This is a genomic window from Clostridium sp. CM028 (genome assembly GCF_030585565.1).
GTDB lineage: Bacteria > Bacillota > Clostridia > Clostridiales > Clostridiaceae > Clostridium_AD > Clostridium_AD estertheticum_B.
Genome location: NZ_CP077766.1, coordinates 1,075,948 through 1,099,834, shown reverse-complemented (window position 1 = coordinate 1,099,834; position 23,887 = coordinate 1,075,948). Strand labels below are relative to the sequence as shown.

Here is a 23,887-nt window from a genome sequence, read left to right as displayed (position 1 = left end):
AAAATATAACTTTTTATTGTATAGGAAATAGCTTGGGATGACATATAGGAATGTTATAAAGGAATTATACTATTTCTTTTGATGTGGCTTCACTAGAAGATATACCCCAATAAATATAAAAAGTACTGGTACAAAGTATATTCCTATGCTCTGTTTTATAAAATCATATATTGCATTACTTCCAAATAATTTATTAATAATTGAAAGAACACCTATTATCACCAATGCACAGCCGACTATTAGCCCACTTTTGTCTTTCATGTTTTCTATAGTATCATTATTTAGATTTTCTTTCTTATTGAAATTATGATAATTACTAAATATAAAGTCAGAGTCACATACATTTTCGCCTCTATCAAGCTTATGAGCGATATTGAATGTGTCAAAGAGCAAATAGAACCAAAGTGGAATTTGAATTACGCTTGTTAATCCTCCTAACCCAATAAATCTAAATAAGGGTTCCACCATGAAAAATATAACCATTGCTTGTATTCCCTTTTTCATAAGTCCTAAGTACATATATCCAAGCCCAGGAACTAAGGCTGCCATAAAGGTTAAAAAATCATTTCTTTTTTGCATTATATCCATCTCCAATCAAATATTTTAAATCATTCATGTTTTCATTATATTTATATTGCACAACCATAATTTCTGTTTTTAATCTGCATTGTGTTTTAATTATTTTATATTGTAAGTTAGTACTAATTATCAGCATCATAGTCAGCCCTGCAACAATTAGTGACATAGCAGGAATATCTATTGAACTTTTTTTATTCTTTTCAATTCTGTTTATTAGCTTCTCATTATAATTGCTACTTAGCTCATGTTCTTCAAAGGAATTTAGTATTAGTCTATCTAAATCATCCCATTTTTCGTGCATATTTCGATATCCCCCCTTTGAATTTCTATCCTCAGTTTTTGTTTTGCCCTATAAACTCTTCCCTCTACAGTTTTTTGAGATACATTTAAAACCTTAGATATTTCCTTTTCCTTTAACCCTACATAATAGTATAATACTACAGCTTCTTTTAAATCTCGTGGAAGGCTACATATGCATTTCCTGACATGATTTTTCTCATCTATGTCACATTCCGTCGGTTGAATATTATTAGTAAAAAGTCCGGTTAAAAATCCCTTTAGATTTCTCTTTCTCTTATAATCTAAAGCTTTTGATATTGATATTTTATAAATATATGTGGATAACGAACATTCTTCTCTAAATTTTGCTATATTATTATACAAGGCAATAAATACTTCTTGCGACAAATCTTCAGCTTCAAAGTAATCTTGAGTATATGCATAGCATAAAGAGATAACCTTTCTTTTGTACTTATTTACTATTTCAATAAAGCTCTCATTGTCCTTGTTTCTAAGTCTCTCTACTATTTGGTGTTCTTCCAAAAAAATCACTCCTGACTATTAACACTCACTACCCCATTAGCAATATCAACTTTTAATTTACCGTCCCCATTCCCAATTTTTGTTGATATTCCTTTATTTACTCTTTTCTCTCCATTTACTATACATGCTCCACTATTTATATTCGCGTCTACATTTAAGTTCTTACTCTCTGTGTATACAGTAATCTTACCATTACTTGCATTCATATTTATATCTTTACAAAGTTTATTTCTAAAATATATATTAGCATTAGAAACATTTATATTACTTTTTTCAATATCTCCCTCTAAGGAAATATTTGCATTACTTGCATCAATATCTATATTAGATTTTATATTTGAATCAATAGTTTTTATCTGACAATTAGCAGCATCGATTTTTAAATTGTATCCATAAGGTACATATATATATGCCTTGACATGTTTAATATAACTTTCTTTAATATTAACCTCATACCCCTCCATAGTTTTTTCCTCAGCTATTTTATAATCGTTAACAGAACTATTTTCTTTCACATAGATATCTGCTTGGATTTTTATATTTTGGTCTTGTGATCTACAAATCTTAATATCCGCATTGGGAGCTTTAAATACAAGTCTATTTCCATTAATAGATAAGGTTTTAGATGCACTTATTTTTTTTGTGTTATTTAAAGAACCTATTTTAAAGTTTTCGTCGTTAAATTCAATGCCAGACCCAACTTTATCTATTATGCTTCCAAATTTTCCGGATAAATTAAGGAATACATTTATTCCTAAATACAAAAATATAATTAAAATCGTCAAGTAATTAAATTGATTTCTACAGCTCTCATGCTTTCTATTAGACTGTATTAATATCTCTACTCCCAGTAGAATGAAAATCCCAGGCCACCATATAAAAATTTGCTTACCAAGTTCTGGATTATTCATATATATAATCATCCAGATACCAAGAAAAATTAGCCCTATTGAAGAAGTAATCGTACCTATTTTTCTCATAAAAATCCCCCTTTAATTTAGTTCTCATAGGTTTAGACGTATGTACTATGAAAAAACCCACAGACTTTTTTAAATTTTGTGGAATTTTTTATTATATTATTAAAATGTAGGTACATGGACCTTGGGAGTAGTCTAATAGAATACCATAATAGGTATAACTTCTTGTCCATCACTAATTCCGATATTGGGGTTAGAGGCTAATTGGCTATAATATCAAATATTAGCTATAAATAAAATAAAAAAGCCATCCAATATAAATTTCGTTATATTGGATAGCTTTATTATTAGTTAACCTATTAATCTTTCTATTGTATTATCTAGGCATTCTACAATACCGAATCTTCCATTAAATATATTAAAGTTATAATGTTCATATAGATCTTTAGCTAATATATTTCCATTATTAAATGTTGTATTTGTTTTCTCAGGTATAATTAACTTAAACCCATACTCAAATGCAACTTTACAAGTAGTATCAAAGCAATACTCTGTTTGCATACCTGTCATAATTAATTTGTTAATACCTTTATTATCTAAATAATCTTTTAAAATTGTCTCCTTAAAAGCAGAATTAAAAGTTTTACTTATTACCGTTTCATTTATAGCAGGACTTATTTCTCCATAGATTTTCCAGCCTTCTGAATTAGGCTCTAATTCACCCCCAATTTTATCAGTATGTTGAATATAAATTACTTCTACATTTTTTTCTCTACATGTTTTAATTAATTTTTTTATATTACTAATGACCTCTTCTACTGCGAAAGGCTTGGCTAAGACTAGTGCATTTTGAACGTCTACAACTAAAAGGGCTGTATTTCTCATAGTTACATCTCCTTTTTAATTTAATCTATATAAGACTAATATTTACTTAATTATACTATTAATAATGTACATTCCATAGAAAAATATGTTCAGATTGAATACCTAATGCATAATTCATATATATCGTTAGTTGACTTCGCCGTTATTTTATCATGTTATATCAATTTTATGTCTTAAAGTGGATTTTGTCGTGAATGTTGGCGGTACGTATAAAAACTATTAATTTAAAAATAAATAACACAATCAATAATACTATTGATACGGGAATATAATATTGTGTAGATCAGGTATTTTTTAGTTTTCTAATTTATCTTTTCGATTAAATAATCTCAAAGAGGTTAAAATTGCCCCAATCATACAAATAACCGCTGCAGTTATATATACAGTTTTCATGCCGTAAATAAATGCATCATTTCTTCCTACTACGTAATCTGTTACATGATATCCAATTTTATAGCTCATCATGCTATACAAAAGAGTAGTAGATAAAGCTATGCCGCATACCATTCCCAAATTTCTTACAAGTCCATTTATACTCCCTGCAATGCCTAGCTTATCCTTTGATACTGTTGACATTATTAAAGAAGTATTAGGTGATTGGAATAACCCAGTACCCAGTGACATAACCCCTATAAAAATTACCATGCTTATAGTTGAAGATTTCTCATTTAGAGTTGACATTAATATTAAACCTAAACTTAAAACTACTAACCCAATAAAAGTTAAAATTTCTGAGCCTATTTTATCTGAGAAATGTCCACTAAGAGGTGCCACCACAGACAAAACTAATGGATAGATCATAAGTAATAAACCAGTAGATGAAGGTGAAAAATTCATCACATCCTGAAGATAAAAAGGTTGAATAATACTTGAGCAAAAGATGGCTACAAAGAATATGAATCCACAAAATATACTAAGTGAAAACAATTTATTTTCGAAAATTTCTAGCTGTAATAAAGGGTCTTCACATTTCTTTTCCACCATAACAAATACAATAAAAGAAATAATTGCGATTAAAAACCCTAATAAAATTATGGGCTGAGTAAATCCAACCTCTTGACCTTTACCTAAAGCTACAAATAGAGGAACTATAGCAAACATAAACAATAACGCTCCTGGCACATCTAATTTTCCTTTTGCTCTTTTGTGTTCTTTAGGAAGTATCTTAAAACTATAAAGTAAAGTTATTATACCTATTGGGACATTTATTAAAAAAATATATTCCCAACTAGTGGCTTGTACTATAAATCCTCCCAGTGGGGGCCCAACTAAAGCTCCAAGTGCCACGAAGGACCCTGAGATTCCTAGTGCTTTCCCTCTTTCATTTGATGGAAATACTGCAGTGATAATCCCTTGGCTGTTTGCCATAGTGGCTGCGGCCCCTACGGCTTGTATTACTCTAGCTAGGACTAAAACAAACAGTGAACTTGTTACTCCACAAAATAAAGAACCAAGTGTAAATAAAGCTATACCAAACTTAAATATCTTTGTTTTAGAAGCTATATCCCCCAATCTTCCAAAAACTAATATAGTTGCTGAAATTATAATTAAATAACTGGTTACTACCAGTTGAATACCTGCTGATGTCACATTTAAAGATTTAGCCATCATAGGTAAAGCTACATTTACAATGCTACTATCTAGGGTAGACATAAAAACTACCATTACAATTATAATTAGAATTACCCATCTATGTTTATTAATGCTATTATTTGCTGCTTCCATTTATATTCTCCTTTTATCCTTATAATTTAAAATTTTTCATATTATTTAAAATCTTATTCAATGAATCTAGGGTAATAACTTTCTCCTTTTCACTTAAATCATTTGTTATTAGACCTTCCAACTTATGAATTTCATTGAGCACATTTGGAATTATAATCTTAGCCTCCTGTGTTAAATATAATTTATATGCTCTAGAATCGGCCTCATCCTCTTTTCTATCTAAGTATCCAAGGTTTATAAGTTTTGTGACAGTCCTAGCTGACATTGCTTTATCAAAACCTAATTCTTTACTTATTTTATTCTGGCTTATACCTTCATTTTCATTTAATACAAGTAAATATGGGTAAGAACCACTGCTTAATTCATATTTCTTTAACACCTTATCCAAATAAACCTGGGTGGTTCTAAAAATTTTATTATTGAGCTTAATTAAATGTATTATATCTTCTTTCAAAATTTAACCCCCTTATACTCAAGTATATTAAAAAACTTCTTGTTTTAATTGATAAGTCAACCTTATTATAGAACGATTTTGTTGACTCGTCAACCATATATTTAAACCAAAAATACAGGTATATTTTAAGATTTCTGTAGAACATTATATATATATAGTAGGTTAAAAAATATTAATGATATGGCGGTGTATAAAATGTCAATGAAAAGTACAATTTATGATGTCACAATAACAGAAGAGGGGCTTGAAGATTATAAAGCTGATACGATTAGTGCAAAAGACATGGCTGAAAATCTAGGTATTGATGCCGTTATGACTGATTTTCAGTGGGATGAAGGTATAGAGAGAGGTTTAATTCTTACTGCCAGAATCATAGATGATATATCAGTAGAAGATGCTTTATCCGAATTAAAAAATGTTGACTATATTGATCATGTAGAAGAAAGTTAGCAAAATAAGTTGTGCCGCAATTTGGTAATATACCCCGGGAAATTTTCTGAAGGAGACTGCAACTGCCGATAATTATTATAAAAGGTAACGTAAGTTACGGACTTTTATCACTAATAGTAATATACTGTAATTAAAGAATTTAAGGGGGTAACAGTATGAAAAGCTTAATTAAAAATATAGAATTCTCAAAAGTAATTGATTTAAAGAATTTAATATCTTATCAAGAGGCCCAGGTTATAAGTAGAACGATTGCGCAGACACCATCTGTGAGTATTACATTATTCTCACTGGATAAAGGAGAAGGTATCAGCACCCACGTAACTCCTGGAGACGCTATGGTTCAAGTATTAGATGGTGAAGCGGAAATTACCATAGATAATGATATTTTCAATGTTAAGGCAGGCGAAACAATAATCATGCCTTCTAATGTTCCTCATGGACTTGAAGCTCGCGTAAGATTCCAAATGCTTTTAACGGTGATAAAAGGTTAAATAATTAAGGTTGTAGCAATAGTAGCTCCGCATATGATTTAATTAAAAAAAGCACTGAAAACTTTTCTGTTGATTAGTTTTTAGTGCTTTTGTTTGCCAGAAAATAAATAAGGGCTAGTAGCTGCAGTATCCTATTTTTTTAGAAACTTAAATTATTTTATTAAATTCGACAATTTATTTAAATAAAGACACCAATAATTACTAGCCTTTGGTATAATATAGTTATAAGATTTTAAAATAGTTGTATAAAATAAACTAATAAGGCATGCTGAAAAATAGACAAGCGTATTGACTTGTTATTTTTGAAGGTTCTTAAAGGGTTAAATTATCAATAATTAGTAAAATTGTATAAGAATAAGGAAAAGGTGGAGGATAATTTATGATAATAATAAGAAACTTATTAGGGATTGTAATGTTATTTGGTGTTTTATATCTAGTATCAAATAATAAGGTCAATATTAATAAGAAATTAATTATTAAGGCATTTGCTATACAATTTGTAGTGGCAATCTTATTAGTTAAAGTTCCATTGGGAAGGGTAGTTATACAAAATGTATCAGATGGGGTTAGTAACGTTTTAAACTATGGTAGTGCGGGGTTAAACTTTATATTTGGATCATTAGCAGACGGAGCTGCACCAACAGGAATGGTATTTGGTATACAAGTATTAGGTAACATAATATTTGTATCAGCATTGGTTTCAGCTTTATTTTATCTAGGAGTTTTAGGGCTTGTAATTAAAATAATAGGTGGAGCAATAGGAAAGGTTATTGGAACAAGCAAAGTAGAAAGTTTTGTGGCAGTAGCAAATATGTTTTTAGGGCAAACAGATTCACCATTACTTGTAAGCAAGTATCTACCTAAAATGACTGAAAGTGAAATAATGCTAGTGCTTGTATCAGGTATGGGTAGTATGTCCGTTAGTGTAATAATGGGATATGTTGGTCTTGGAATACCTATGGAATATCTTTTAATTGGTAGTACATTAGTGCCACTCGGAAGTATAATTATCTCTAAAATATTAATTCCTGAGGCAGAAGTGGCGAGTGAAATAGAGAATTTAAAAATAGATAATAAGGGTGATAATGAAAACTTAATATCAGCTATTTCAGAAGGCGCATCTGCAGGGCTTAATATGGCTCTTGGAATTGGTGCAGTACTTATAGCAATAGTAGCACTAGTTGCAATGCTTAATGGATTTCTTGGAATCTTTGGAGTATCACTGGAAGGAATACTCGGATATGCATTTGCACCAATAGGTTATTTAATGGGTGTTCCGAATGACCAAGTATTACTTGCAGGGCAATTACTTGGAAGTAAGATGGCGTTAAATGAGTTTGTAGCATTTGGACAACTTGGTAAAGTAATTAGCACATTAGATTATAGAACAGGACTTATGCTTGCAGTATCATTAACAGGTTTTGCAAACATATCAAGTATGGGAATCTGTGTATCAGGAATATCAGTATTCTGTCCAGATAAGAGAGGACAACTATCAAAACTTGCTTTTAGAGGAATGATAGGTGGTTTCTGTGTAAGTATATTAAGCGCATTAATTGTAGGTTTAATTATTGCAATATAGAATATTAAAGTTAGTCATATAAAATAATAATATAAAAAAAGATATGGGATTCATAGTTTAAAATGAAGCCCATATCTTTTTTTGTAAACTGAAGTTTTCTATTTGCTATAGTACATTTAATGATTTCCCTATCTCGAGATTTCTCAATGTTCTATATATAAACATAATAAACTAGTTTTACAACTTTTCAGTTCAAATTATCTGAAAATATATTTATTGGTATTTTGGATTTAAATTACAGTAAATATGGTAAAATAATAAGAGAAAATGCGATTTTCAAGCGTTATATAATATGGAGGGAAGAGGCTATGACAGAAAAAGAAAAAATGTTAAGTGGAAAACCATATAAAGCATTCGAAGAAGAACTATTATCTGAACGCCAATATGCAAAAGAAATGATATTTGACTATAACACTCTACGCCCAAGCCAAGGTGAGAAGCAAATGGAAATTGTAAAGAAATTATTAGGTGTAGTTGGGAGTGGGTTCCATATAGAATCACCATTTCGATGTGACTATGGATATAATATTTCTATTGGAGAAAATTTTTATAGTAACTACAATTGTACTATTTTAGATTGCGCTAAGGTTACAATTGGTGATAATGTTATGTTTGCACCAAACGTAAGCCTTTTTACCGCAGGTCATCCTATTCATTTTGAACCACGCAATGCAGCACTTGAATATGCATTTCCAATTAATATAGGCGATAATGTTTGGATAGGAGGTGGTGTTATAGTAAATCCAGGAATTACTATTGGTGATAATGTAGTGATTGGCTCTGGTAGCGTTGTAACTAAAGATATTGCATCTAATTCTATAGCTGTAGGTAATCCTTGTAAAATAATAAGAGAAGTTACAGAGGAAGATAAGAAATACTACTTTAAAAACTTTAAACTTTAAAATTAAATAAGATTCCCCTATAAAATAGATATTTACAAATAACACCGGATAGATAGCGGTGTTATTTTTTGTACACCAGCATGTATGCTTCCTGAAATTTGCAACAAAATATAATTTGAAGTTAAAGCTTTTTTATAAACGACATGGAATCTATTTTATGTATGGAGTTACTTTATATATATAAAAGGGGGAATAAATATGACCAATAAGAAACGAAAAAATCTGTTCCGCAGCTATACTTTTAGTAATTCTGGTAATATCAACTGTAGTATTTGCGAGCAGCTACGCTTCTACTTTAAGTTTTGATACTACTAGATGAGGAATAACCCGAAGTTTTACTGGAACAAATCTTACAATGTCAATGACTGCATCTAGCTCTAGAATGAGTGGCTCTGGAGTAATTTGATGGATGGACAATTAAGAGCGGTAGTGTAAGTATGCATAACTAAAATTTATAATAAAATATATTTTTAGTAATAACTGTCTTAACGTATATTCCCCGCGTTTTGCGAGTAAAATCAAATAAAGCTTTTCCATAACGCAGTAAAAAAGTAATTCTTAAATTTTGCATTTTAAATTGGAATGTAAAAAACTAATTAATTAGTTTTTTAACATACTCTATTGTTAATATAAAAAGGATTGATGGTTATGATAAAGAAAAAAGATGATGTTTCTCTGTTTAAAATATTTAAAAGATTACTAACTTTTACATTAAAAGCTTGTCCTATATATATATCTATATATTCTTTGATAAAAATTTTGTTAGGAATATTTTTAGCATTAAATACTATAGCTATAAGTAACCTTTTTGATGCCGTGTCTAATTATATTTTAGGTAAAATAACATTTGTAAATTTATTAATCCAGATTTTTTTATTATTTGGATGTATTGTAACCGTTCAAATTTTGAATGGAGCTTCAAATGTAGTATACAAAGATTTATTTAAAAAAGTATCTGGGAAAATAATAAAAAAAATCAATATAAAAAGTTCAAAAATGAATCCTATTGATTTTGAGAATCCTCTTTTCCTTGATGATATAAATAAAGCCGAAGAGGGTGCTAACAGAGGAATGTCTGCAATGGACGTACTACTTGGTGTGCTTTTAGTGTATATTCCGTATTTTGTGATTATGGGTATATATCTTTACAAATTAAAGCCTATACTTGTACTATCAATATTTATTATATTTGTTCCAGTAACTTTAGCACAGGTGTTAAAAGTTAAACTTTTTGCAAATCTTGAAGATAAAGTTGCTCCATTAAGGAGAGAATACCAATACTATGAAAAATGTATTATGGATAGGGAATATTTTAAAGAAACTAGAATTTTAGGATGTTTTGGATACTTTAAAAAACTTTATAAAAATGCTTTATCAATAATTAATAATGAAGCTTTCAAAACTCAGAAAAAATCTGCAGTTATAGAATTCAGCTTAAAGCTTTTAACTTTAAGCGGTTATATTATAATTCTTCTGATTCTTGTAAAATGTGCATTAGATAAATCAATATCAATAGGTGCTTTTGGTGCAGTATTTGGATCTTTAGATATGCTTATAGGAATGATGGAAGAAATGATATGTTGGAATATAGGCAGCGTACTTCCAAAGATTGGTACTGTGAAAAATCTTATAAGATTTTTTGACATGGACGAATGTAAAGGAGAAGATGTAAAAACAAAGGGGATTCCTGGAATAAATATAGAGGATGTTTCTTTTGTTTACCCTGGAAGTACTAAAAATTCACTATCACATGTTTCTTTTGATATAAAACCTGGTGAAACTGTTGCAATAGTTGAATTTAATGGACATGATACTCGATATGTTTCTAAAGGAAGTATATTTAAAAATACTTCAGGTGTATTTCAAAAGTTTCAGAAATATAAGGATATGTATAAATCTCAAAGTAAATGGTACATTTCTAAATAAGAATCTACGATATAGGTTAAACTCAAAGTATAGACTATCAATATATTTATGAACTATTTCACAAGTTTTAAGTTCACTGGCTTCAAGGTCTTTATTTTATAAAGCTAAAGTCCTCATTTTAAATATTACAGCAGAGCTTATTAGTAGCAAGATAAGTTTTCCATAAAGCTGACATTAAAACCATAGCGTGGGTTTTGTCGAAAATGTTGGCGCTATCCCGAATATAACTCAATTGTATTTTAATGCAAGGCTTATTTGAAAAATAAGCTGCTTGTGTAAAGCAGCTTATTCATATCTATATCAATCATTCATAAATATAATAGGTTTTATTTATGAATACATTTATTACTTGTCAAATTTTTTAAGATGGTTAATCACACTCATTGCATTCGCGTCTTTTACATTCATCGCATTCATGTCTTTTACATTCATTACAATCGTGTCTTTTACATTCATTGCATTCGCGTCTTTTACATTCATCGCATTCATGTCTTTTACATTCATTGCATTCATGTCTTTTACATTCATTACAATCGTGTCTTTTACATTCATAGCATTCATGTCTTTTACACTCATTTCAATCGTGTCTTTTACATTCATCGCATTCATGTCTTTTACATTCATTACAATCGTGTCTTTTACATTCATCGCATTCATGTCTTTTACATTCATTACAATCGTGTCTTTTACATTCATTGCATTCGCGTCTATTACATTCATTACAATCGTGTCTTTTACATTCATCGCATTCATGTCTTTTACACTCATTACAATCGTGTCTTTTACATTCATTGCATTCGCGTCTATTACATTCATTGCATTCATGTCTTTTACATTCATTACAATCGTGTATGAGGGACTTTTCACGTTGTTGTTTATCATATTCGCTCATATCAGCGTGCCAATAACTATACATAGTTTTACCTCCTAGCAGTATCAGTTTTTCTAACTGCTACTCTATGTTATTCAAATAAAAATATACTGTGATTAATTATCTAGTATTAAAATTGAAAATAATAAACAATTGGAACATTTAATGCAATTTAAAAGATAAAAATTTATTTTCGAGTCCGGCATAGGAGCCAATAATTTTATGTATACTGAGTAAATAAGTTAACAGAAAGTGTTTCACAAGCTTGGGCAAAAAGAGAGGGGAAGAAATATTTCTTAATAAATGAAAAATACTCTTCATTAATGTATATGTTGGAATGTCCCGATGTACAAGTTAGCCTTACGAAAGGGCCTGATGGATATTTTCGCTTAAACAAAATTATAGATAATAATTCAGCTGTTGCTATATTAGATGGTCCAGATGTATTATCACGTGACCTATTGGACTACACATTTTATAAAAAGGATGAGGTTGAATACCTAAGGGCAGGTGGTGCTACTTATGTATCAGAAGATGCAATTGAAACTTTTCCAACAAAGAATAAATTCAAATTTACAATTAAGAAAGACGGATATGCTAGCTGGTATAAAATAGATAAGGAATCAGCTGGTAAGGAAATTACTGTAGATATACCGAAGAATACAGCCTTTGTAGTTTATGATAGCAATGGAGTTTTAGTGAATGATTCTCTAATTACAGGTATTAAAAAGGTTACATTGTCTAAAAATGGAACAATCGTATTTTTAGGTAATGCACAATCAAAGTTTACGATTCAATATAAGGAATCTTCAAAGCAATAATAAGCAGACTTCAATGGCATAATCCTTACATAGCGCAACTATGTAAGGGTTATAGCGCTTGGTCCGGTACAAAATATCCTGCGGGTCGATACATTTTGAGCAAAGAATGATTTTGTTTAATTTAAAAGCGGCTTTCAAAATTTTTAATGTATATATTATAGTGCCCACAATCCTCCTTGGGGTATAGAAACGATTACTATTAACGTTAGAAAAAGCAAAAGCTACCATGGTTCAAACCAACAGGAATAAAGCGAAAAGCAGTAATTCCAAAGGGAGGTAACAGATGAGAAATACTTCACTAATAATGAAGTCCACATTACCCAACAATGTCATATGGAAACAAATTAATTTTATTCATGTTTACAGATATGTAGAAAAATTGGAACAACGAATATATTAATATTTTTGCATATTTAGAATTAGAGGTATTGTAAGAAAAATGTAGAATAAGTATGAATGCAGTATATTTATAGTAATTACTTGTAGAATAATTTTGTTTTCGGAGGTATGCGTAAAATATGAAGGATTTTTTAATTATGGTTTTTCTAGTTTTAATTGGAGGAATTATCTTACTTTCAATAACTATTATGTTTATTACAAGGAAAATAAAAATAATAAATCCTAAAATAATATATATTATGCTAGGATTATTTCCTATTATTTTGTTAGTCATTCCTACTGCATTAGTTTCACCATATAAAGGCTATTCTATTGAAAATTTATCACTTTCAATTCCGAGATGTATATATTCTTTGGAGATACTATTAACTGTAATAGTAATTTTAGGTATAGTTAATATATTCCCAGGGTCTACCTTTGTCAGTAAAGATATAAATTACAGTGCTAAGAAAATTGGCTCAGGAGTAAGACTTTTACAGTATTCTATTTTTGGTAACATACTTTATATAATACCAACATTAATATTCATAATATATGCAATTAATTTGATAATTAACACTTCAAATTATGGAAAAGACGCTTTAGGTACCTTCTCTTGGTTTTTCATATGGGGTGTATTGCTTTTTCCAGCAGCTGCACAGCTTTATGTTATTCTAGCAATTTGTATAATTTCTATATTAACTTTAGCAGTTATATTCTTTATAACATCTGTAAATGGAACTATTCGAGTAACTTCAGTAGCAGTAGCAAATAAAAAAATTCGTATATTATACACTATTTCTATGGGATTACCTGTAATCAATGTTATTAGCATGCTTTTCCTATGTTATATTGCAAAGAACAAATTAAAGATTGAATCTATTTATTTTTAAGTTTATTTTTGTTGAAAATCTATGGATAATAAGGGGCTATAGGTACGGCGCCTCTGAATCTTTGTAAAACGGGTGGACAAAAAAGTGGATATAAAATCAAACCAACTAATTAAGAGATCAATTATTAGTACTTACCAATCGTATCTGACTTTTATTTTTACTATAATAACAACTTCCTTGCTCTAAAGAGGTTGTTATTATAATACTTTATGTGTTAACTAATGTTCATTTCTGATAGCATCCAATGCCTTTTTTTCGTATACAACGATTCTTTTAAGACCATTTTCTGATTCTCCACGGTTTAGCTGTGCTAAAATACGCCTACGATAATCTTTGTCATCCAAAAATGATAGTTTATGAGTGGTCTTAAAAATTAGTCCAAATTCTCCAATTGCATGACCCAGTATGGTTGGATGTCCACCTCTTAGGAACATTTTGATAGGGGTTCTAATGTTGGTAGCTCTAAGGAAGAGGTTCTTAGAGAAAAACTTGCATGGTTATTCCAGGAAACATTTGGTGAGGTGATAGTGTACTGGCGTTTGTTGTAAATAATAGTGTTAAGAAAATCTTAGAAAAGAGTTTTATTATTACTATCACAACTGCTTATGGCCTGTATTTTTAATTTATTTATCTATCGCACTAGATTACTTTACTTGTAAAAAATACGGTAATCCTCAGCAAGATTAATCTAATCATATATTTACAAATAAAGGTAGTCATACTGCCGTTTCGGTTCCATTGCTATAAATGCCCCCATATTTGATACAAAATCATTCCATATAATGAGATGTTATATTTAACAGACTTTCTCGTATCCATTTCTTAATATACCTAATAGCTTGGCATTACTGAGTCCAGTTTCCGTAAGTTCCCCTACAACATTCTCTACCATCTTTAAACCTTGTAAAGCATAAGGATGTAAATTAAATTGGCTAAAAAGATTATGTATTTAATATAGCAATAATTATAAAAATCAATAGAAAAATATTAACAATAGTAGAAATACACATGGTAATTAATCTTTTCTTAACGGAAAGCATGGTATAAGAATAGAAAACTTTGTTGTTGTGGAGGAAATTGAAAACATATTATTTCATTATAAAGTGGCCAAACTAAGCTAATGCTAAAAAACCTTTATGGATATGAACACTAAGTAGTGGGTAAAATATTTATGCATATAAAAATAGATTAGGCTAGAATACTGACTTGATATTTTTTTAAATGATATTTAAAGTAATGAATAGGAGAGGTGATTACAACGGGAAAAATAAAAGCTTTTTATACAATGCCACATCCACCTATAATAATTCCAGAAGTGGGACGTGGAGAGGAAAAAAAGATAAAAAACACATACGATGCTTGCGTGCGCATTGGAGGCGAAATATCAGAGTTAAAACCAGAAGTAATAATAGTAGTGACACCACATGGAACTATGTTTTCAGATGCCATAGCTCTTTCTTTTGAAAGTTCTATTTCAGGAAATTTAAAGCAATTTGGGGCGTCAAAAGTTTCTATGAATTTTGAAATAGACATGGATTTGACAGGGAAAATTATGGCTAAGGCACGCAGTAATAATATACCAACGGTAGAAGTAAGCACAAGTTTTCTTAAAAAATACGATAGAGAATATGAATTAGATCACGGCAGCATAGTTCCACTGTACTTTGTTGTTGATAGGTATAATTCTTTTAAGCTTGTTCATATTACCTATGGGGGGCTTAGTCCTATACAGTTATATAAATTTGGTAAACTCATTAAAGAGGCAATAGAGGAGAGCAATGAAAATGCTGTATTTATTGGAAGTGGTGATCTTTCACATCATCTTAAAGATGAAGGACCTTATGATTATAATCCCTATGGAGAAGTGTTTGATGCCGAAATAATAAGTCTATTAACAAAGGGTGATGTATCAGGAGTATTTAATATAAATACAGAAATGGTTGAAAATGCTGGAGAATGTGGCTTAAGGTCTTATTATATAATGCTTGGAGCAATGGAAGGTAATGAAATAAAGGGAGAACTCCTTTCCTATGAAGGCACCTTCGGAGTGGGCTATGCGGTAATGAAATTTGACCTTAAAAACAGTGATAGAGATATATTATCAGAAATTACTAATGAAAAAAGAAAAAAATATGAGGAAAGAGTAAATAACGAAGATGTTTATGTTAGGCTTGCCAGAGAAAGTCTTACTCATTATCTAATAGAGGGTAATTCCATGGATCAACCAAACTATGTAACAGAGGAAATGATAAATAATAAAAGAGGGGTATTTGTGTCTCTTAAAAAATTTGGACAGTTAAGGGGCTGCATAGGTACAATTTTTCCCGTAACAGAAAGTGTAGCAAGTGAAATAATGCGAAATGCCATTGAAGCAGGAGAAGGGGACCCAAGGTTTAGTCACGTATCGGAGGGAGAACTTGAGGATATTGTGTTTTCCGTAGATGTTTTAACGGAGCCTATAGCAGCTATAAAAGAACAATTAGATCCTAAAAAATATGGAGTTATTGTGAGAAGTGGTAGAAAGAGTGGACTACTATTACCAGATCTTGCTGGTGTTAATACCATAGAGGAGCAAATAAGTATAGTATTAAATAAAGCATCAATTTCCCCAAATGAAAAATATTCTATAGAAAAGTTTGAGGTTATAAGGCATAAATAGGAGTGGTAATTATGGAAAAAGAAGCTTTGTTTTATGAAAAACAAGGAGAGGTAGTTAAATGCAAACTTTGCCCTCATAATTGCCATATTCCATCAGGCGCTCATGGCATATGTAATGTACGGGTAAATAGCAAGGGAAAACTTTATACGATAAATTATGGAGAAATAACTTCTATGGCTCAAGATCCCATAGAAAAAAAACCACTATATCATTTTAAGCCAGGAAGCAATATACTTTCTGTAGGAAGCTTTGGTTGCAATTTTAGCTGTGGGTTTTGCCAAAATTACTCCATATCCCAAGGGAGAGCAAAGAGCGAATATGTACCACCAGAAAAATTAGTGGAAATATGCAAAAGTCTGGAAGGTAATATTGGGATAGCATTTACATATAATGAACCTTCTATTTGGTATGAATATGTATACAATTCATCAAAACTATTAAAAGAAACGGTAAAAGATATAAATATAGTGGTGGTTACGAATGGCTATATTAAAGAAGAACCTCTAAAGATACTTCTTCCATATGTGGATGCTATGAATATTGATTTAAAAGCGTTAAACAACAAGTATTATAAGGATATATGCGGAGGCAGTGTGACACCTGTTATGGATACTATTAAAATAGCATCAAAACAGTGTCATGTAGAGGTAACTACTCTACTCGTAAATGGAGAAAATGATTCTGCAGAAGAAATTGAGGGAATTGCAGGATTTATTGCCTCATTAAATAAAGATATTCCACTTCATTTATCAAGATATTTTCCAAACTATAAGATGGATAATCCTGCTACAAAATTTGAGGTAATGTATAAAGATAGGCGAATAGCAAAAAAATATCTTAACTACGTATATTTAGGTAATGTAGCAGGCACAGATAACTCGACTTACTGCCCAAAGTGCAGTTACAAGCTTATTGCAAGAGAGGGATGCCAGCTTCATGTTAATACTAGTGATGATATATGTCCAAAGTGTGGTTATAAAATAAATATTATACTTTAAATTAACAATAATCTCCAAAGCTAAATTTATTTTGCATAAATATAGTTTGGAGATTTTATTTCAAGAGATTTAATAGATGTTGAGGTACCCGACCACCTACATTCAAACTAATAAAAAAGCCACAGTAAAAAATATACTGTGGCTTTTTTGATTCAATATAACATCTTGGTTTTTTCACACCAATATACTTAACTTCCCCTATTTATACAATTCTTTAACTGCTTCTCTTGTTTCAATTAAGATTTCTTCAACTTCTTTTATATTATTTCTAACCATGCCTATAAATAACATATCTATTATTGCTAGCTGTGATATTCTCGAGCTAATTGCACCTTCCCTTAAAGATTTTTCTACTGCTGGCACACGTAATACTACATCTGAGATATCAGCTATCTTATTATTTACACTAGCCTTTGTTATTGCTATTACTGGAACCTTTCTCTTTTTTGCATTTTCTACACATTTAATAACTTCTCTTGTTTCCCCTGAGTAGGATATTGCTATTGCTACATCACCTGGCTCCATTAGTATAGATGAGGTTATTTGCAAATGTGTATCTGTATGTGATATACATCTCTTATTTATCCTGCTTAACTTATAATAAAGATCTTGACCTACTAAAGCTGATACTCCTACACTGAATACATATATATTTTTAGCATTTATAAGTAATTCTATTGCATTATCTAGTTCGTCTTCCTTTAAAAATCTAACTGTCTGTTCCATGATAGAATCTACTGAATTTTTTATTACATGAATTATATTCTTTGTTCCTAAATCTTTATCCAAGTATTGAAACCCTATATCTTGATCCATTTTATCTAAATTTATGGATAACTTAAGCTTCATTTCATTTAAGCTATTAAAACCTATTTTTTTAGCAAACCTAACCACTGTTGGAGCTGATGTTTTAGTAGTATAGGCTATATCCTTAGCTGACATTGATATAATACTTTTCTTAGTTTCTAATAAATAATTTGCTATTAATTTTTCACTATCTGTAAAACTATCGTAATTTTGCCTTATATATTGTAATACATTCATAATATCACACCCTATTTACATTTGATGTTAGCTCTATTTATTTACTATATTAAAGTAAAATTTTTTACCACCATTTATATATTTTAATAGATAAATATGATTTTGTAAAACAGAAGCTACAACATTTGTCCTATAATCACTCTTTTGACTTGTTTTTAATATTTGTAATTCTCCCATATACCTCATGTAATTTTCGTTATCTATAATAATATCTCCATAATTTTTATCCACTGTATTTAAGGCCTTTATTTTATTTCCATTAAGAACTAATCTACTTTCACTAGCTCTTATAGCATCTCTAGCCTCATCTTCTCTTTGGGTGTAAGTTTCAGTAAGTAATCCTAGGGTTACAGTATCATATTCTTTTAATTCTATAAAAAGCTCTACTGCATCTGGATTTAATCCAGATAGATCTTCTAGTTCTTTTTTGCTTGGAAGTGAATCACCTATAAATACAGATTTATTTCCTAATGCAAACAAATGATTCGCAGCCTCTCTTACTTCTATACCTCTATGATCTTCTAAACTTGGTAGGCCATCATATAATGGGCCTCTTTTTCTATTATTTGATTGTACAAAAGCAGAAGATTCTATTCCTCTTTTACTTAAAATAGAATTTTTTTCTTTCATACATTCTTCTGAAATACCTGTACCCACTCTTGGATAAAAATTATGTAATGCATCAACATTTTTATAATTAGGGGAATATCTATCTAGGTTTTCAAAAAACTTTTTAGTTATTGTTGATGCATTTAGTTGTATTTTAATTCCATAAGTGTTTTTGCTCATTTTAGATACTTCTTCTTCTGTATATCCAAAATCTATTCTTATAGTCTTAACCCCTATATCAAATAGTCCCTTCAAATCCATATCATTTAAGTCTAAAAACTTAAATGTGTTAGGAGAAATATCGCTTATTATATCTATATTATATTTTTTAGCCAATTTGAAAAATTCTTGTGCCTCAGTCTTTAAGATACTATAATTTGCCTCTGGTATATGAAATGAGGTAAATATTCTAGTAAATCCAAGTTTATGGGCCTCATTTAATAACTTTATATTTTCTTCCTTTGTATTGTCTAGTCCAAAATAAATAGAAAAACCATAACTCATAAAAATCCCTCCTCAAATCATAGATTGTTATTCTACTGGATCTTCAAAACCTAACATGTTAGTAAAGAAATATCCACCTATATATGATACCAATACACCTAATAAGAATACTGGCATTTTTCCATTTGCAATTAATAATGCGAGTGGTAATCCTGATACACCTAATGCAACTGCTCCTACCTTAAATATTGCCATAACTGCTCCACCTAGTGCTGCTCCAAAACAAGCTCCAACAAATGGCTTTCCAAGTGGTAATGTTACTCCATATATTAATGGCTCTCCTATTCCTAAAAATCCTGGTATTAATCCATTTTTAGCTACTTTCCTTAATCTTTCATTTTTTGTTTTTCTAAGTACTGCTATAGTAGCTCCTACCTGCGCCATTCCAGCTGTAGCTAATATAGGAAGTAATACTGTAAATCCAACATTAGCTATTAAATCTGCATGTATTGGAGTTAATGCTTGGTGCATTCCTGTCATAACGAGTGGTAAGAATAACCCTCCTGATACTGATCCTGATATAACTGATATTATCATATTATCGGATGCAATAGTTTGAGCTACAACTATTCCTATACTATCTGAAACAAATCCCCCAATTGGTTGAAGTATAAATATTGCTACTAAAACCGAAAGTGTAAGTGTAACGAGTGGTGTAACGAATAAATCCAACACATCTGGTACAAACTTCCTGCAAACCTTTTCAATGTAACAAGCTAAACTTACTACTAATATTACTGAAATAATCCCCCCACGTCCTGGAGTTAATGCTGTTCCAAAAAGAGTTATCTTTGCAAGTGCTGCTGATGATAGAATACCACCTAATACTCCACCCATCATTGGCATTTGTGAACCGAATTCTTTAGCTGCATTTACACCAACTAAAATTGATAATATAGAGAATACGCCATTACCTATAAGCCCTATTATTTGAGCTGCTGTTGTGGTTTTATATACATCACCCAAATATACTCCTGCTATATTATTAACTGCAAGTACAAGCCCAGAAGCTACGAATAGTGGTATTAAGGGAATAAATATATTCCCTAGTTTTTTAAGTATGTTTTTAAACTTAGTGTTATTCTTTTCTTTTAATTTATTTTTAGTTTCTGCTACTGCATCTTCACCTATAACTGGATTTCCCCCAAGTATTTTTGTTACTTCTTCAGTTACCTTATTTACCTTTCCTGGGCCATAAATAACTTGTAACTGTCCCTCTGACTCAACCACTCCAAGGGCTCCTTCAGATTTTTTTATTTTATCTATTTTAGCTTTTGAAAGATCGTTAAGTTCTAATCTGCATCGCGTCATACAGTTTGTAACAGATTTTATATTACTTTTCCCTCCAACTAGCTCCACTAAGTTTTTAGCAATATCTTTATTTACCATAATATTTCCTCCCTATTTTAGATATTATTTAGTGCTTTTGCTATATATCCTTTATTTTCATCTAATATGATTTTTGCTTCCTCTTTATTAAGCTTTGATAATATCATGAATATTGAAAGCTTAACATCAAAATCTGTTTTATTTAATACTTCGGATGCTTCTTCAATAGCTACTCCCGTTGCTTCACAAATTATTAACTTAGCTCTCTCAACTAGTTTTTCATTTGTTGATTTTACATCTACCATAAGGTTGCCATATACTTTACCTAGCTTTATCATAACCCCTGTTGATAACATATTTAGTACTAGTTTCTGAGCTGTTCCTGATTTTAATCTTGTTGATCCTGTCACAACTTCTGCTCCAACTACTGGTTCTATTGATATTTTCGATGTTTTTGAAACTTGTGAATTAGCATTACAAGTAACTGAAATGGTTAATGCTCCTATTTCATTTGCATACTCTAGTCCTCCTATAACATATGGAGTTCTACCTGATGCTGCAAGTCCTACTATTGTATCATTCGCTGTTATATTTTTATTTTTCAAATCTTTTACTGCGAGTTCCTTAGAATCCTCAGCGCCTTCCTTTGCACTAAACATAGCTTGTTTACCACCTGCTATAATCCCTTGTACTAGTTCTTCAGAAATTCCATATGTAGGTGGACATTCTGATGCATCTAAAATTCCAAGTCTTCCGGAAGTTCCTGCACCTATATAAATTAATCTCCCACCTTTATACATTCTTAAAGTTATACAATCTATGGCTTCTACTATTTTAGGAAGTTCCTTTTCCACGGCTTCTGCTACCTTTTTATCTTCATTATTTATTATTTTCACCATTTCTAAGGTTGAAATTTTATCTATGTCCATGGTATTTTCATTTCTACTTTCTGTTGTTAGTTTTTTTAAGTTTAATATATCCATATTTCCTCCTTTAATGCTGATCATTTTTCTTTTGTGTACGGTTTCATCTTATGAGAGTATATTAGCATAACTGAAATTACATTTCAAGTATTTTTTAAAAAAAAGTTATTTCATTTCATTCATGTTTTGTGAATATATTCCTTATCCTTCTTGCTTCATTAATAATAACGTAATCAGTGATAAACCTAAGTATTTTCAAAAAATCTAATGCATAAAACTTGAAAATTATGCTACAATTAGTATAAAAATGTATAAAATATTCATATGATAGCATAGATTGGAAATATGAGCTTAATTGTATATAATGAATATAACAGAGAAATAAAGCTCAATTTTATCTAACATAGCATAATTCATAAAAAATAATTGAAATTTACGGAGGATATAACATATGAGAATAGCTGACGCTATAATAAAGACACTTTCACTTAATGAAGTGAATTACGTATTTGGAATACCATCTGCAACATTTGCGGGTATACTGGATGCTTTAAATGACAGTGATATAGAATTTATAATAACAAAGAATGAAGCAGGGGCTACTTACTGCGCTACAAAATATTCTGATTTATCAAATAAATTAGGGGTATGTATGTTGGCAGGTGGTGTAGGTGTAAACAATGCCATCAATGGAATTGCAGACGCGCAAAGAAATAAACTTCCTATGCTTGTTATAAATGGGGATATAAAAAGGTCTTTCATGGGCAAAGGTGCTTTGCAAGAATTTGATAATATAAAATTGCTTAGTAGCTTAACAAAATACTCGAAAAATATTCTAAATGAAGATGAAGTTATTGAAGAGATTGAAAAAGCGATTACAATAGCCATGACACCACCATGTGGTCCCGTTGCATTATCAATTCCTTTTGATATTCAAAATAATGAATTTAAAGGAATTCTTCCTACTAATAAAATAGTCATTGAAGCAATGCAGTTTGATGAAAAAAGTTTAAAAGAAGCTATTAATGAGATTAATAATACTCAAAAGGGATTAATCTTAGTTGGTAGAGGTTCAAGAGGTATTAGTAAAGAAATAAAAGCATTAAGCGAAAAACTTAAATGGCCTGTAATGTCTACACCCAATGGTAAAGGGATTGTGCACACAGACTTCCCTTATTATATTGGAAATTATGGATTTTGTTCAGCAGATGGAGCTGTGGAGTATGTAGAGAAAGAACAATTTGGTTGTCTATTAATCCTTGGTTCATCTTTAGGACAAGCTGCAACAAGGGATTACAAGGATATTCTCGTTAAAGATAGAAAAGTTATAAGAATAGACTGGGATGTAGCGGAGTTTAATAAAGTTTTTAAAGAAGATATTTCTGTTTGTTGCGACCTAAAACAAGCAGTAACTTTGATTAGTAACAATGTATCAGTAAAGGAAAATCCATTCATTAAACCTTTGATGAATAAGCCTTATGTAAAGAACCATACAGGGATGTCTTTAAGACTATTTACTGAAAAAATATCAGACTTACTGCCTGCGGATACTTGTTTCGTAAGTGATATGGGGGATTTTTTTAATTGTTTATTTAAGTATATGCCAATAAAAGAGACAATGGATTTTCAAACAAGTATAAATTACGCATGTATGGGAACCGGTGTAGGGGGAGTTGTAGGTTCATACTTAGCTAATCCTGATAGAACATATGCCGTAATGGTAGGCGATGGTGGATTTTACATGAATGGAATGGAAATACTAACAGCTAAAGAATATAATATACCTATTATCTACTTTGTTGTAAATAATTCAATGTTAGGACTTGTTAATAATGGATTAAATGTACTATATGGTAGAAGTTGCAAAGGCAAAGTTAAATTTGCTAAAAAAAGTATAGCTTCTATTGCAGACGCCATGGGAGTAGAAGCTATACAGATAACCTCAAATGAGGAAGTTAATAACATAAAGGACTTGCTACACAATAGAACACAACCATTACTTATTGAATTAGTTACTGATGGTTCAGAAATTGTTATAGATACTGATAGATTACAAAAAGTTAAATCATCTCCTGCGGAGAGCTGTGCAGATTCGAGAAGATGAATTTGAATTAAATGAAGAAGT

Annotated in this window: 23 protein-coding genes; 10 read left to right on the top strand and 13 right to left on the bottom strand. The window is 30.4% G+C overall.

Annotated features, from left to right (window positions below):
- Nucleotides 1-69: 69 nt before the first annotated feature.
- The 7 genes from KTC94_RS05215 to KTC94_RS05185 all read right to left on the bottom strand — a co-directional run bounded on the left by KTC94_RS05215 (nucleotide 70) and on the right by KTC94_RS05185 (nucleotide 5,382).
- Nucleotides 70-579, bottom strand: coding sequence for a hypothetical protein (locus KTC94_RS05215; protein ID WP_220320033.1), 510 nt, complete (start codon nucleotides 577-579; stop codon nucleotides 70-72).
- Nucleotides 563-880, bottom strand: coding sequence for a hypothetical protein (locus KTC94_RS05210; RefSeq protein ID WP_216303638.1), 318 nt, complete (start codon nucleotides 878-880; stop codon nucleotides 563-565). The genes KTC94_RS05215 and KTC94_RS05210 overlap by 17 nt, the downstream gene beginning before the upstream one ends.
- Nucleotides 856-1,401, bottom strand: a complete 546-nt coding sequence (locus KTC94_RS05205; protein ID WP_216303639.1) for an RNA polymerase sigma factor — start codon at nucleotides 1,399-1,401, stop codon at nucleotides 856-858. Before KTC94_RS05205 ends, KTC94_RS05210 begins: the two co-directional genes overlap by 25 nt.
- A 5-nt stretch (nucleotides 1,402-1,406) precedes the next feature.
- Nucleotides 1,407-2,381, bottom strand: a complete 975-nt coding sequence (locus KTC94_RS05200) for a hypothetical protein (protein ID WP_220287066.1) — start codon at nucleotides 2,379-2,381, stop codon at nucleotides 1,407-1,409.
- A 288-nt stretch (nucleotides 2,382-2,669) separates the two neighbouring features.
- Complete coding sequence (locus tag KTC94_RS05195; protein ID WP_216303641.1) at nucleotides 2,670-3,203, bottom strand: cysteine hydrolase family protein; 534 nt, start codon at nucleotides 3,201-3,203, stop codon at nucleotides 2,670-2,672.
- Between the two features lie 294 nt (nucleotides 3,204-3,497).
- Nucleotides 3,498-4,928 carry an MFS transporter gene (locus KTC94_RS05190; protein WP_220287067.1) on the bottom strand — a complete coding sequence of 477 codons (1,431 nt, stop codon included), beginning with the start codon at nucleotides 4,926-4,928 and terminating at the stop codon, nucleotides 3,498-3,500.
- A gap of 19 nt (nucleotides 4,929-4,947) precedes the next feature.
- Nucleotides 4,948-5,382 (bottom strand): MarR family winged helix-turn-helix transcriptional regulator, encoded by a 435-nt coding sequence (locus KTC94_RS05185; RefSeq protein ID WP_220320034.1) that lies wholly within the window; start codon nucleotides 5,380-5,382, stop codon nucleotides 4,948-4,950.
- 195 nt (nucleotides 5,383-5,577) lie between these two features.
- Here KTC94_RS05185 and KTC94_RS05180 point away from each other — a divergent pair, with 195 nt between their 5' ends.
- The 5 genes from KTC94_RS05180 to KTC94_RS05160 all read left to right on the top strand — a co-directional run bounded on the left by KTC94_RS05180 (nucleotide 5,578) and on the right by KTC94_RS05160 (nucleotide 10,733).
- Complete coding sequence (locus KTC94_RS05180) at nucleotides 5,578-5,832, top strand: hypothetical protein (RefSeq protein WP_220287069.1); 255 nt, start codon at nucleotides 5,578-5,580, stop codon at nucleotides 5,830-5,832.
- A 155-nt stretch (nucleotides 5,833-5,987) separates the two neighbouring features.
- A complete protein-coding gene (locus tag KTC94_RS05175) occupies nucleotides 5,988-6,323 on the top strand; it encodes a cupin domain-containing protein (protein ID WP_216303644.1) in 336 nt (111 codons plus the stop codon).
- 379 nt (nucleotides 6,324-6,702) lie between these two features.
- Nucleotides 6,703-7,905 carry a NupC/NupG family nucleoside CNT transporter gene (locus KTC94_RS05170; protein ID WP_216303645.1) on the top strand — a complete coding sequence of 401 codons (1,203 nt, stop codon included), beginning with the start codon at nucleotides 6,703-6,705 and terminating at the stop codon, nucleotides 7,903-7,905.
- A 308-nt stretch (nucleotides 7,906-8,213) separates the two neighbouring features.
- Nucleotides 8,214-8,807 (top strand): sugar O-acetyltransferase, encoded by a 594-nt coding sequence (locus tag KTC94_RS05165; RefSeq protein ID WP_220320035.1) that lies wholly within the window; start codon nucleotides 8,214-8,216, stop codon nucleotides 8,805-8,807.
- A 648-nt stretch (nucleotides 8,808-9,455) separates the two neighbouring features.
- Nucleotides 9,456-10,733 carry a hypothetical protein gene (locus KTC94_RS05160; protein WP_220320036.1) on the top strand — a complete coding sequence of 426 codons (1,278 nt, stop codon included), beginning with the start codon at nucleotides 9,456-9,458 and terminating at the stop codon, nucleotides 10,731-10,733.
- 345 nt (nucleotides 10,734-11,078) lie between these two features.
- Here the strand turns inward: KTC94_RS05160 and KTC94_RS05155 are convergent, their stop codons facing one another.
- Complete coding sequence (locus tag KTC94_RS05155; protein WP_304518696.1) at nucleotides 11,079-11,615, bottom strand: hypothetical protein; 537 nt, start codon at nucleotides 11,613-11,615, stop codon at nucleotides 11,079-11,081.
- Nucleotides 11,616-11,927: 312 nt separating this feature from the next.
- Here KTC94_RS05155 and KTC94_RS05150 point away from each other — a divergent pair, with 312 nt between their 5' ends.
- A complete protein-coding gene (locus KTC94_RS05150) occupies nucleotides 11,928-12,425 on the top strand; it encodes a hypothetical protein (RefSeq protein WP_220287073.1) in 498 nt (165 codons plus the stop codon).
- A gap of 518 nt (nucleotides 12,426-12,943) precedes the next feature.
- Entirely contained in the window at nucleotides 12,944-13,696 is a 753-nt protein-coding gene (locus KTC94_RS05145; protein ID WP_220320038.1) for a hypothetical protein, read from the top strand.
- A gap of 218 nt (nucleotides 13,697-13,914) precedes the next feature.
- On the opposite strand, the gene KTC94_RS05140 is transcribed toward KTC94_RS05145, so the two are convergent.
- Nucleotides 13,915-14,130: a Tn3 family transposase gene (locus KTC94_RS05140; RefSeq protein ID WP_220287075.1), complete on the bottom strand. Its 216-nt coding sequence runs from the start codon at nucleotides 14,128-14,130 to the stop codon at nucleotides 13,915-13,917.
- Nucleotides 14,131-14,981: 851 nt separating this feature from the next.
- Between KTC94_RS05140 and amrA the strand changes: the two genes are divergently transcribed.
- Nucleotides 14,982-16,355: an AmmeMemoRadiSam system protein A gene (amrA, locus tag KTC94_RS05135; RefSeq protein ID WP_220320082.1), complete on the top strand. Its 1,374-nt coding sequence runs from the start codon at nucleotides 14,982-14,984 to the stop codon at nucleotides 16,353-16,355.
- An 11-nt stretch (nucleotides 16,356-16,366) separates the two neighbouring features.
- Nucleotides 16,367-17,353 (top strand): AmmeMemoRadiSam system radical SAM enzyme, encoded by a 987-nt coding sequence (gene amrS, locus KTC94_RS05130; RefSeq protein WP_220320039.1) that lies wholly within the window; start codon nucleotides 16,367-16,369, stop codon nucleotides 17,351-17,353.
- A gap of 198 nt (nucleotides 17,354-17,551) precedes the next feature.
- Here the strand turns inward: amrS and KTC94_RS05125 are convergent, their stop codons facing one another.
- The 4 genes from KTC94_RS05125 to murQ are packed head-to-tail and all read right to left on the bottom strand — an operon-like array spanning nucleotide 17,552 to nucleotide 21,822.
- Entirely contained in the window at nucleotides 17,552-18,397 is an 846-nt protein-coding gene (locus KTC94_RS05125) for a MurR/RpiR family transcriptional regulator (RefSeq protein WP_216302943.1), read from the bottom strand.
- Between the two features lie 33 nt (nucleotides 18,398-18,430).
- Nucleotides 18,431-19,510: a MupG family TIM beta-alpha barrel fold protein gene (locus KTC94_RS05120; RefSeq protein ID WP_220320040.1), complete on the bottom strand. Its 1,080-nt coding sequence runs from the start codon at nucleotides 19,508-19,510 to the stop codon at nucleotides 18,431-18,433.
- A gap of 27 nt (nucleotides 19,511-19,537) precedes the next feature.
- Nucleotides 19,538-20,899, bottom strand: coding sequence for a PTS transporter subunit EIIC (locus KTC94_RS05115; RefSeq protein WP_216302945.1), 1,362 nt, complete (start codon nucleotides 20,897-20,899; stop codon nucleotides 19,538-19,540).
- 17 nt (nucleotides 20,900-20,916) lie between these two features.
- The gene (gene murQ / locus KTC94_RS05110) at nucleotides 20,917-21,822 is read right to left on the bottom strand and encodes an N-acetylmuramic acid 6-phosphate etherase (RefSeq protein WP_220287081.1); all 906 of its coding nucleotides are present in this window, start codon (nucleotides 21,820-21,822) and stop codon (nucleotides 20,917-20,919) included.
- 391 nt (nucleotides 21,823-22,213) lie between these two features.
- Here murQ and KTC94_RS05105 point away from each other — a divergent pair, with 391 nt between their 5' ends.
- Nucleotides 22,214-23,866 (top strand): thiamine pyrophosphate-binding protein, encoded by a 1,653-nt coding sequence (locus tag KTC94_RS05105; protein WP_220320041.1) that lies wholly within the window; start codon nucleotides 22,214-22,216, stop codon nucleotides 23,864-23,866.
- The last annotated feature ends 21 nt before the right edge of the window (nucleotides 23,867-23,887 follow it).

What these genes read in the sequence shown, in the direction of transcription:
- KTC94_RS05215 (WP_220320033.1), bottom strand. Translation starts at nt 579, where the DNA reads ATGCAAAAAAGAAATGATTTTTTAACCTTTATGGCAGCCTTAGTTCCT.
- KTC94_RS05210 (WP_216303638.1), bottom strand. Translation starts at nt 880, where the DNA reads ATGCACGAAAAATGGGATGATTTAGATAGACTAATACTAAATTCCTTT.
- KTC94_RS05200 (WP_220287066.1), bottom strand. Translation starts at nt 2,381, where the DNA reads ATGAGAAAAATAGGTACGATTACTTCTTCAATAGGGCTAATTTTTCTT.
- KTC94_RS05195 (WP_216303641.1), bottom strand. Translation starts at nt 3,203, where the DNA reads ATGAGAAATACAGCCCTTTTAGTTGTAGACGTTCAAAATGCACTAGTC.
- KTC94_RS05190 (WP_220287067.1), bottom strand. Translation starts at nt 4,928, where the DNA reads ATGGAAGCAGCAAATAATAGCATTAATAAACATAGATGGGTAATTCTA.
- KTC94_RS05180 (WP_220287069.1), top strand. Translation starts at nt 5,578, where the DNA reads ATGTCAATGAAAAGTACAATTTATGATGTCACAATAACAGAAGAGGGG.
- KTC94_RS05175 (WP_216303644.1), top strand. Translation starts at nt 5,988, where the DNA reads ATGAAAAGCTTAATTAAAAATATAGAATTCTCAAAAGTAATTGATTTA.
- KTC94_RS05170 (WP_216303645.1), top strand. Translation starts at nt 6,703, where the DNA reads ATGATAATAATAAGAAACTTATTAGGGATTGTAATGTTATTTGGTGTT.
- KTC94_RS05165 (WP_220320035.1), top strand. Translation starts at nt 8,214, where the DNA reads ATGACAGAAAAAGAAAAAATGTTAAGTGGAAAACCATATAAAGCATTC.
- KTC94_RS05160 (WP_220320036.1), top strand. Translation starts at nt 9,456, where the DNA reads ATGATAAAGAAAAAAGATGATGTTTCTCTGTTTAAAATATTTAAAAGA.
- KTC94_RS05155 (WP_304518696.1), bottom strand. Translation starts at nt 11,615, where the DNA reads ATGATAAACAACAACGTGAAAAGTCCCTCATACACGATTGTAATGAAT.
- KTC94_RS05150 (WP_220287073.1), top strand. Translation starts at nt 11,928, where the DNA reads ATGTATATGTTGGAATGTCCCGATGTACAAGTTAGCCTTACGAAAGGG.
- KTC94_RS05145 (WP_220320038.1), top strand. Translation starts at nt 12,944, where the DNA reads ATGAAGGATTTTTTAATTATGGTTTTTCTAGTTTTAATTGGAGGAATT.
- KTC94_RS05140 (WP_220287075.1), bottom strand. Translation starts at nt 14,130, where the DNA reads ATGTTCCTAAGAGGTGGACATCCAACCATACTGGGTCATGCAATTGGA.
- amrA (WP_220320082.1), top strand. Translation starts at nt 14,982, where the DNA reads ATGCCACATCCACCTATAATAATTCCAGAAGTGGGACGTGGAGAGGAA.
- amrS (WP_220320039.1), top strand. Translation starts at nt 16,367, where the DNA reads ATGGAAAAAGAAGCTTTGTTTTATGAAAAACAAGGAGAGGTAGTTAAA.
- KTC94_RS05125 (WP_216302943.1), bottom strand. Translation starts at nt 18,397, where the DNA reads ATGAATGTATTACAATATATAAGGCAAAATTACGATAGTTTTACAGAT.
- KTC94_RS05120 (WP_220320040.1), bottom strand. Translation starts at nt 19,510, where the DNA reads ATGAGTTATGGTTTTTCTATTTATTTTGGACTAGACAATACAAAGGAA.
- KTC94_RS05115 (WP_216302945.1), bottom strand. Translation starts at nt 20,899, where the DNA reads ATGGTAAATAAAGATATTGCTAAAAACTTAGTGGAGCTAGTTGGAGGG.
- murQ (WP_220287081.1), bottom strand. Translation starts at nt 21,822, where the DNA reads ATGGATATATTAAACTTAAAAAAACTAACAACAGAAAGTAGAAATGAA.
- KTC94_RS05105 (WP_220320041.1), top strand. Translation starts at nt 22,214, where the DNA reads ATGAGAATAGCTGACGCTATAATAAAGACACTTTCACTTAATGAAGTG.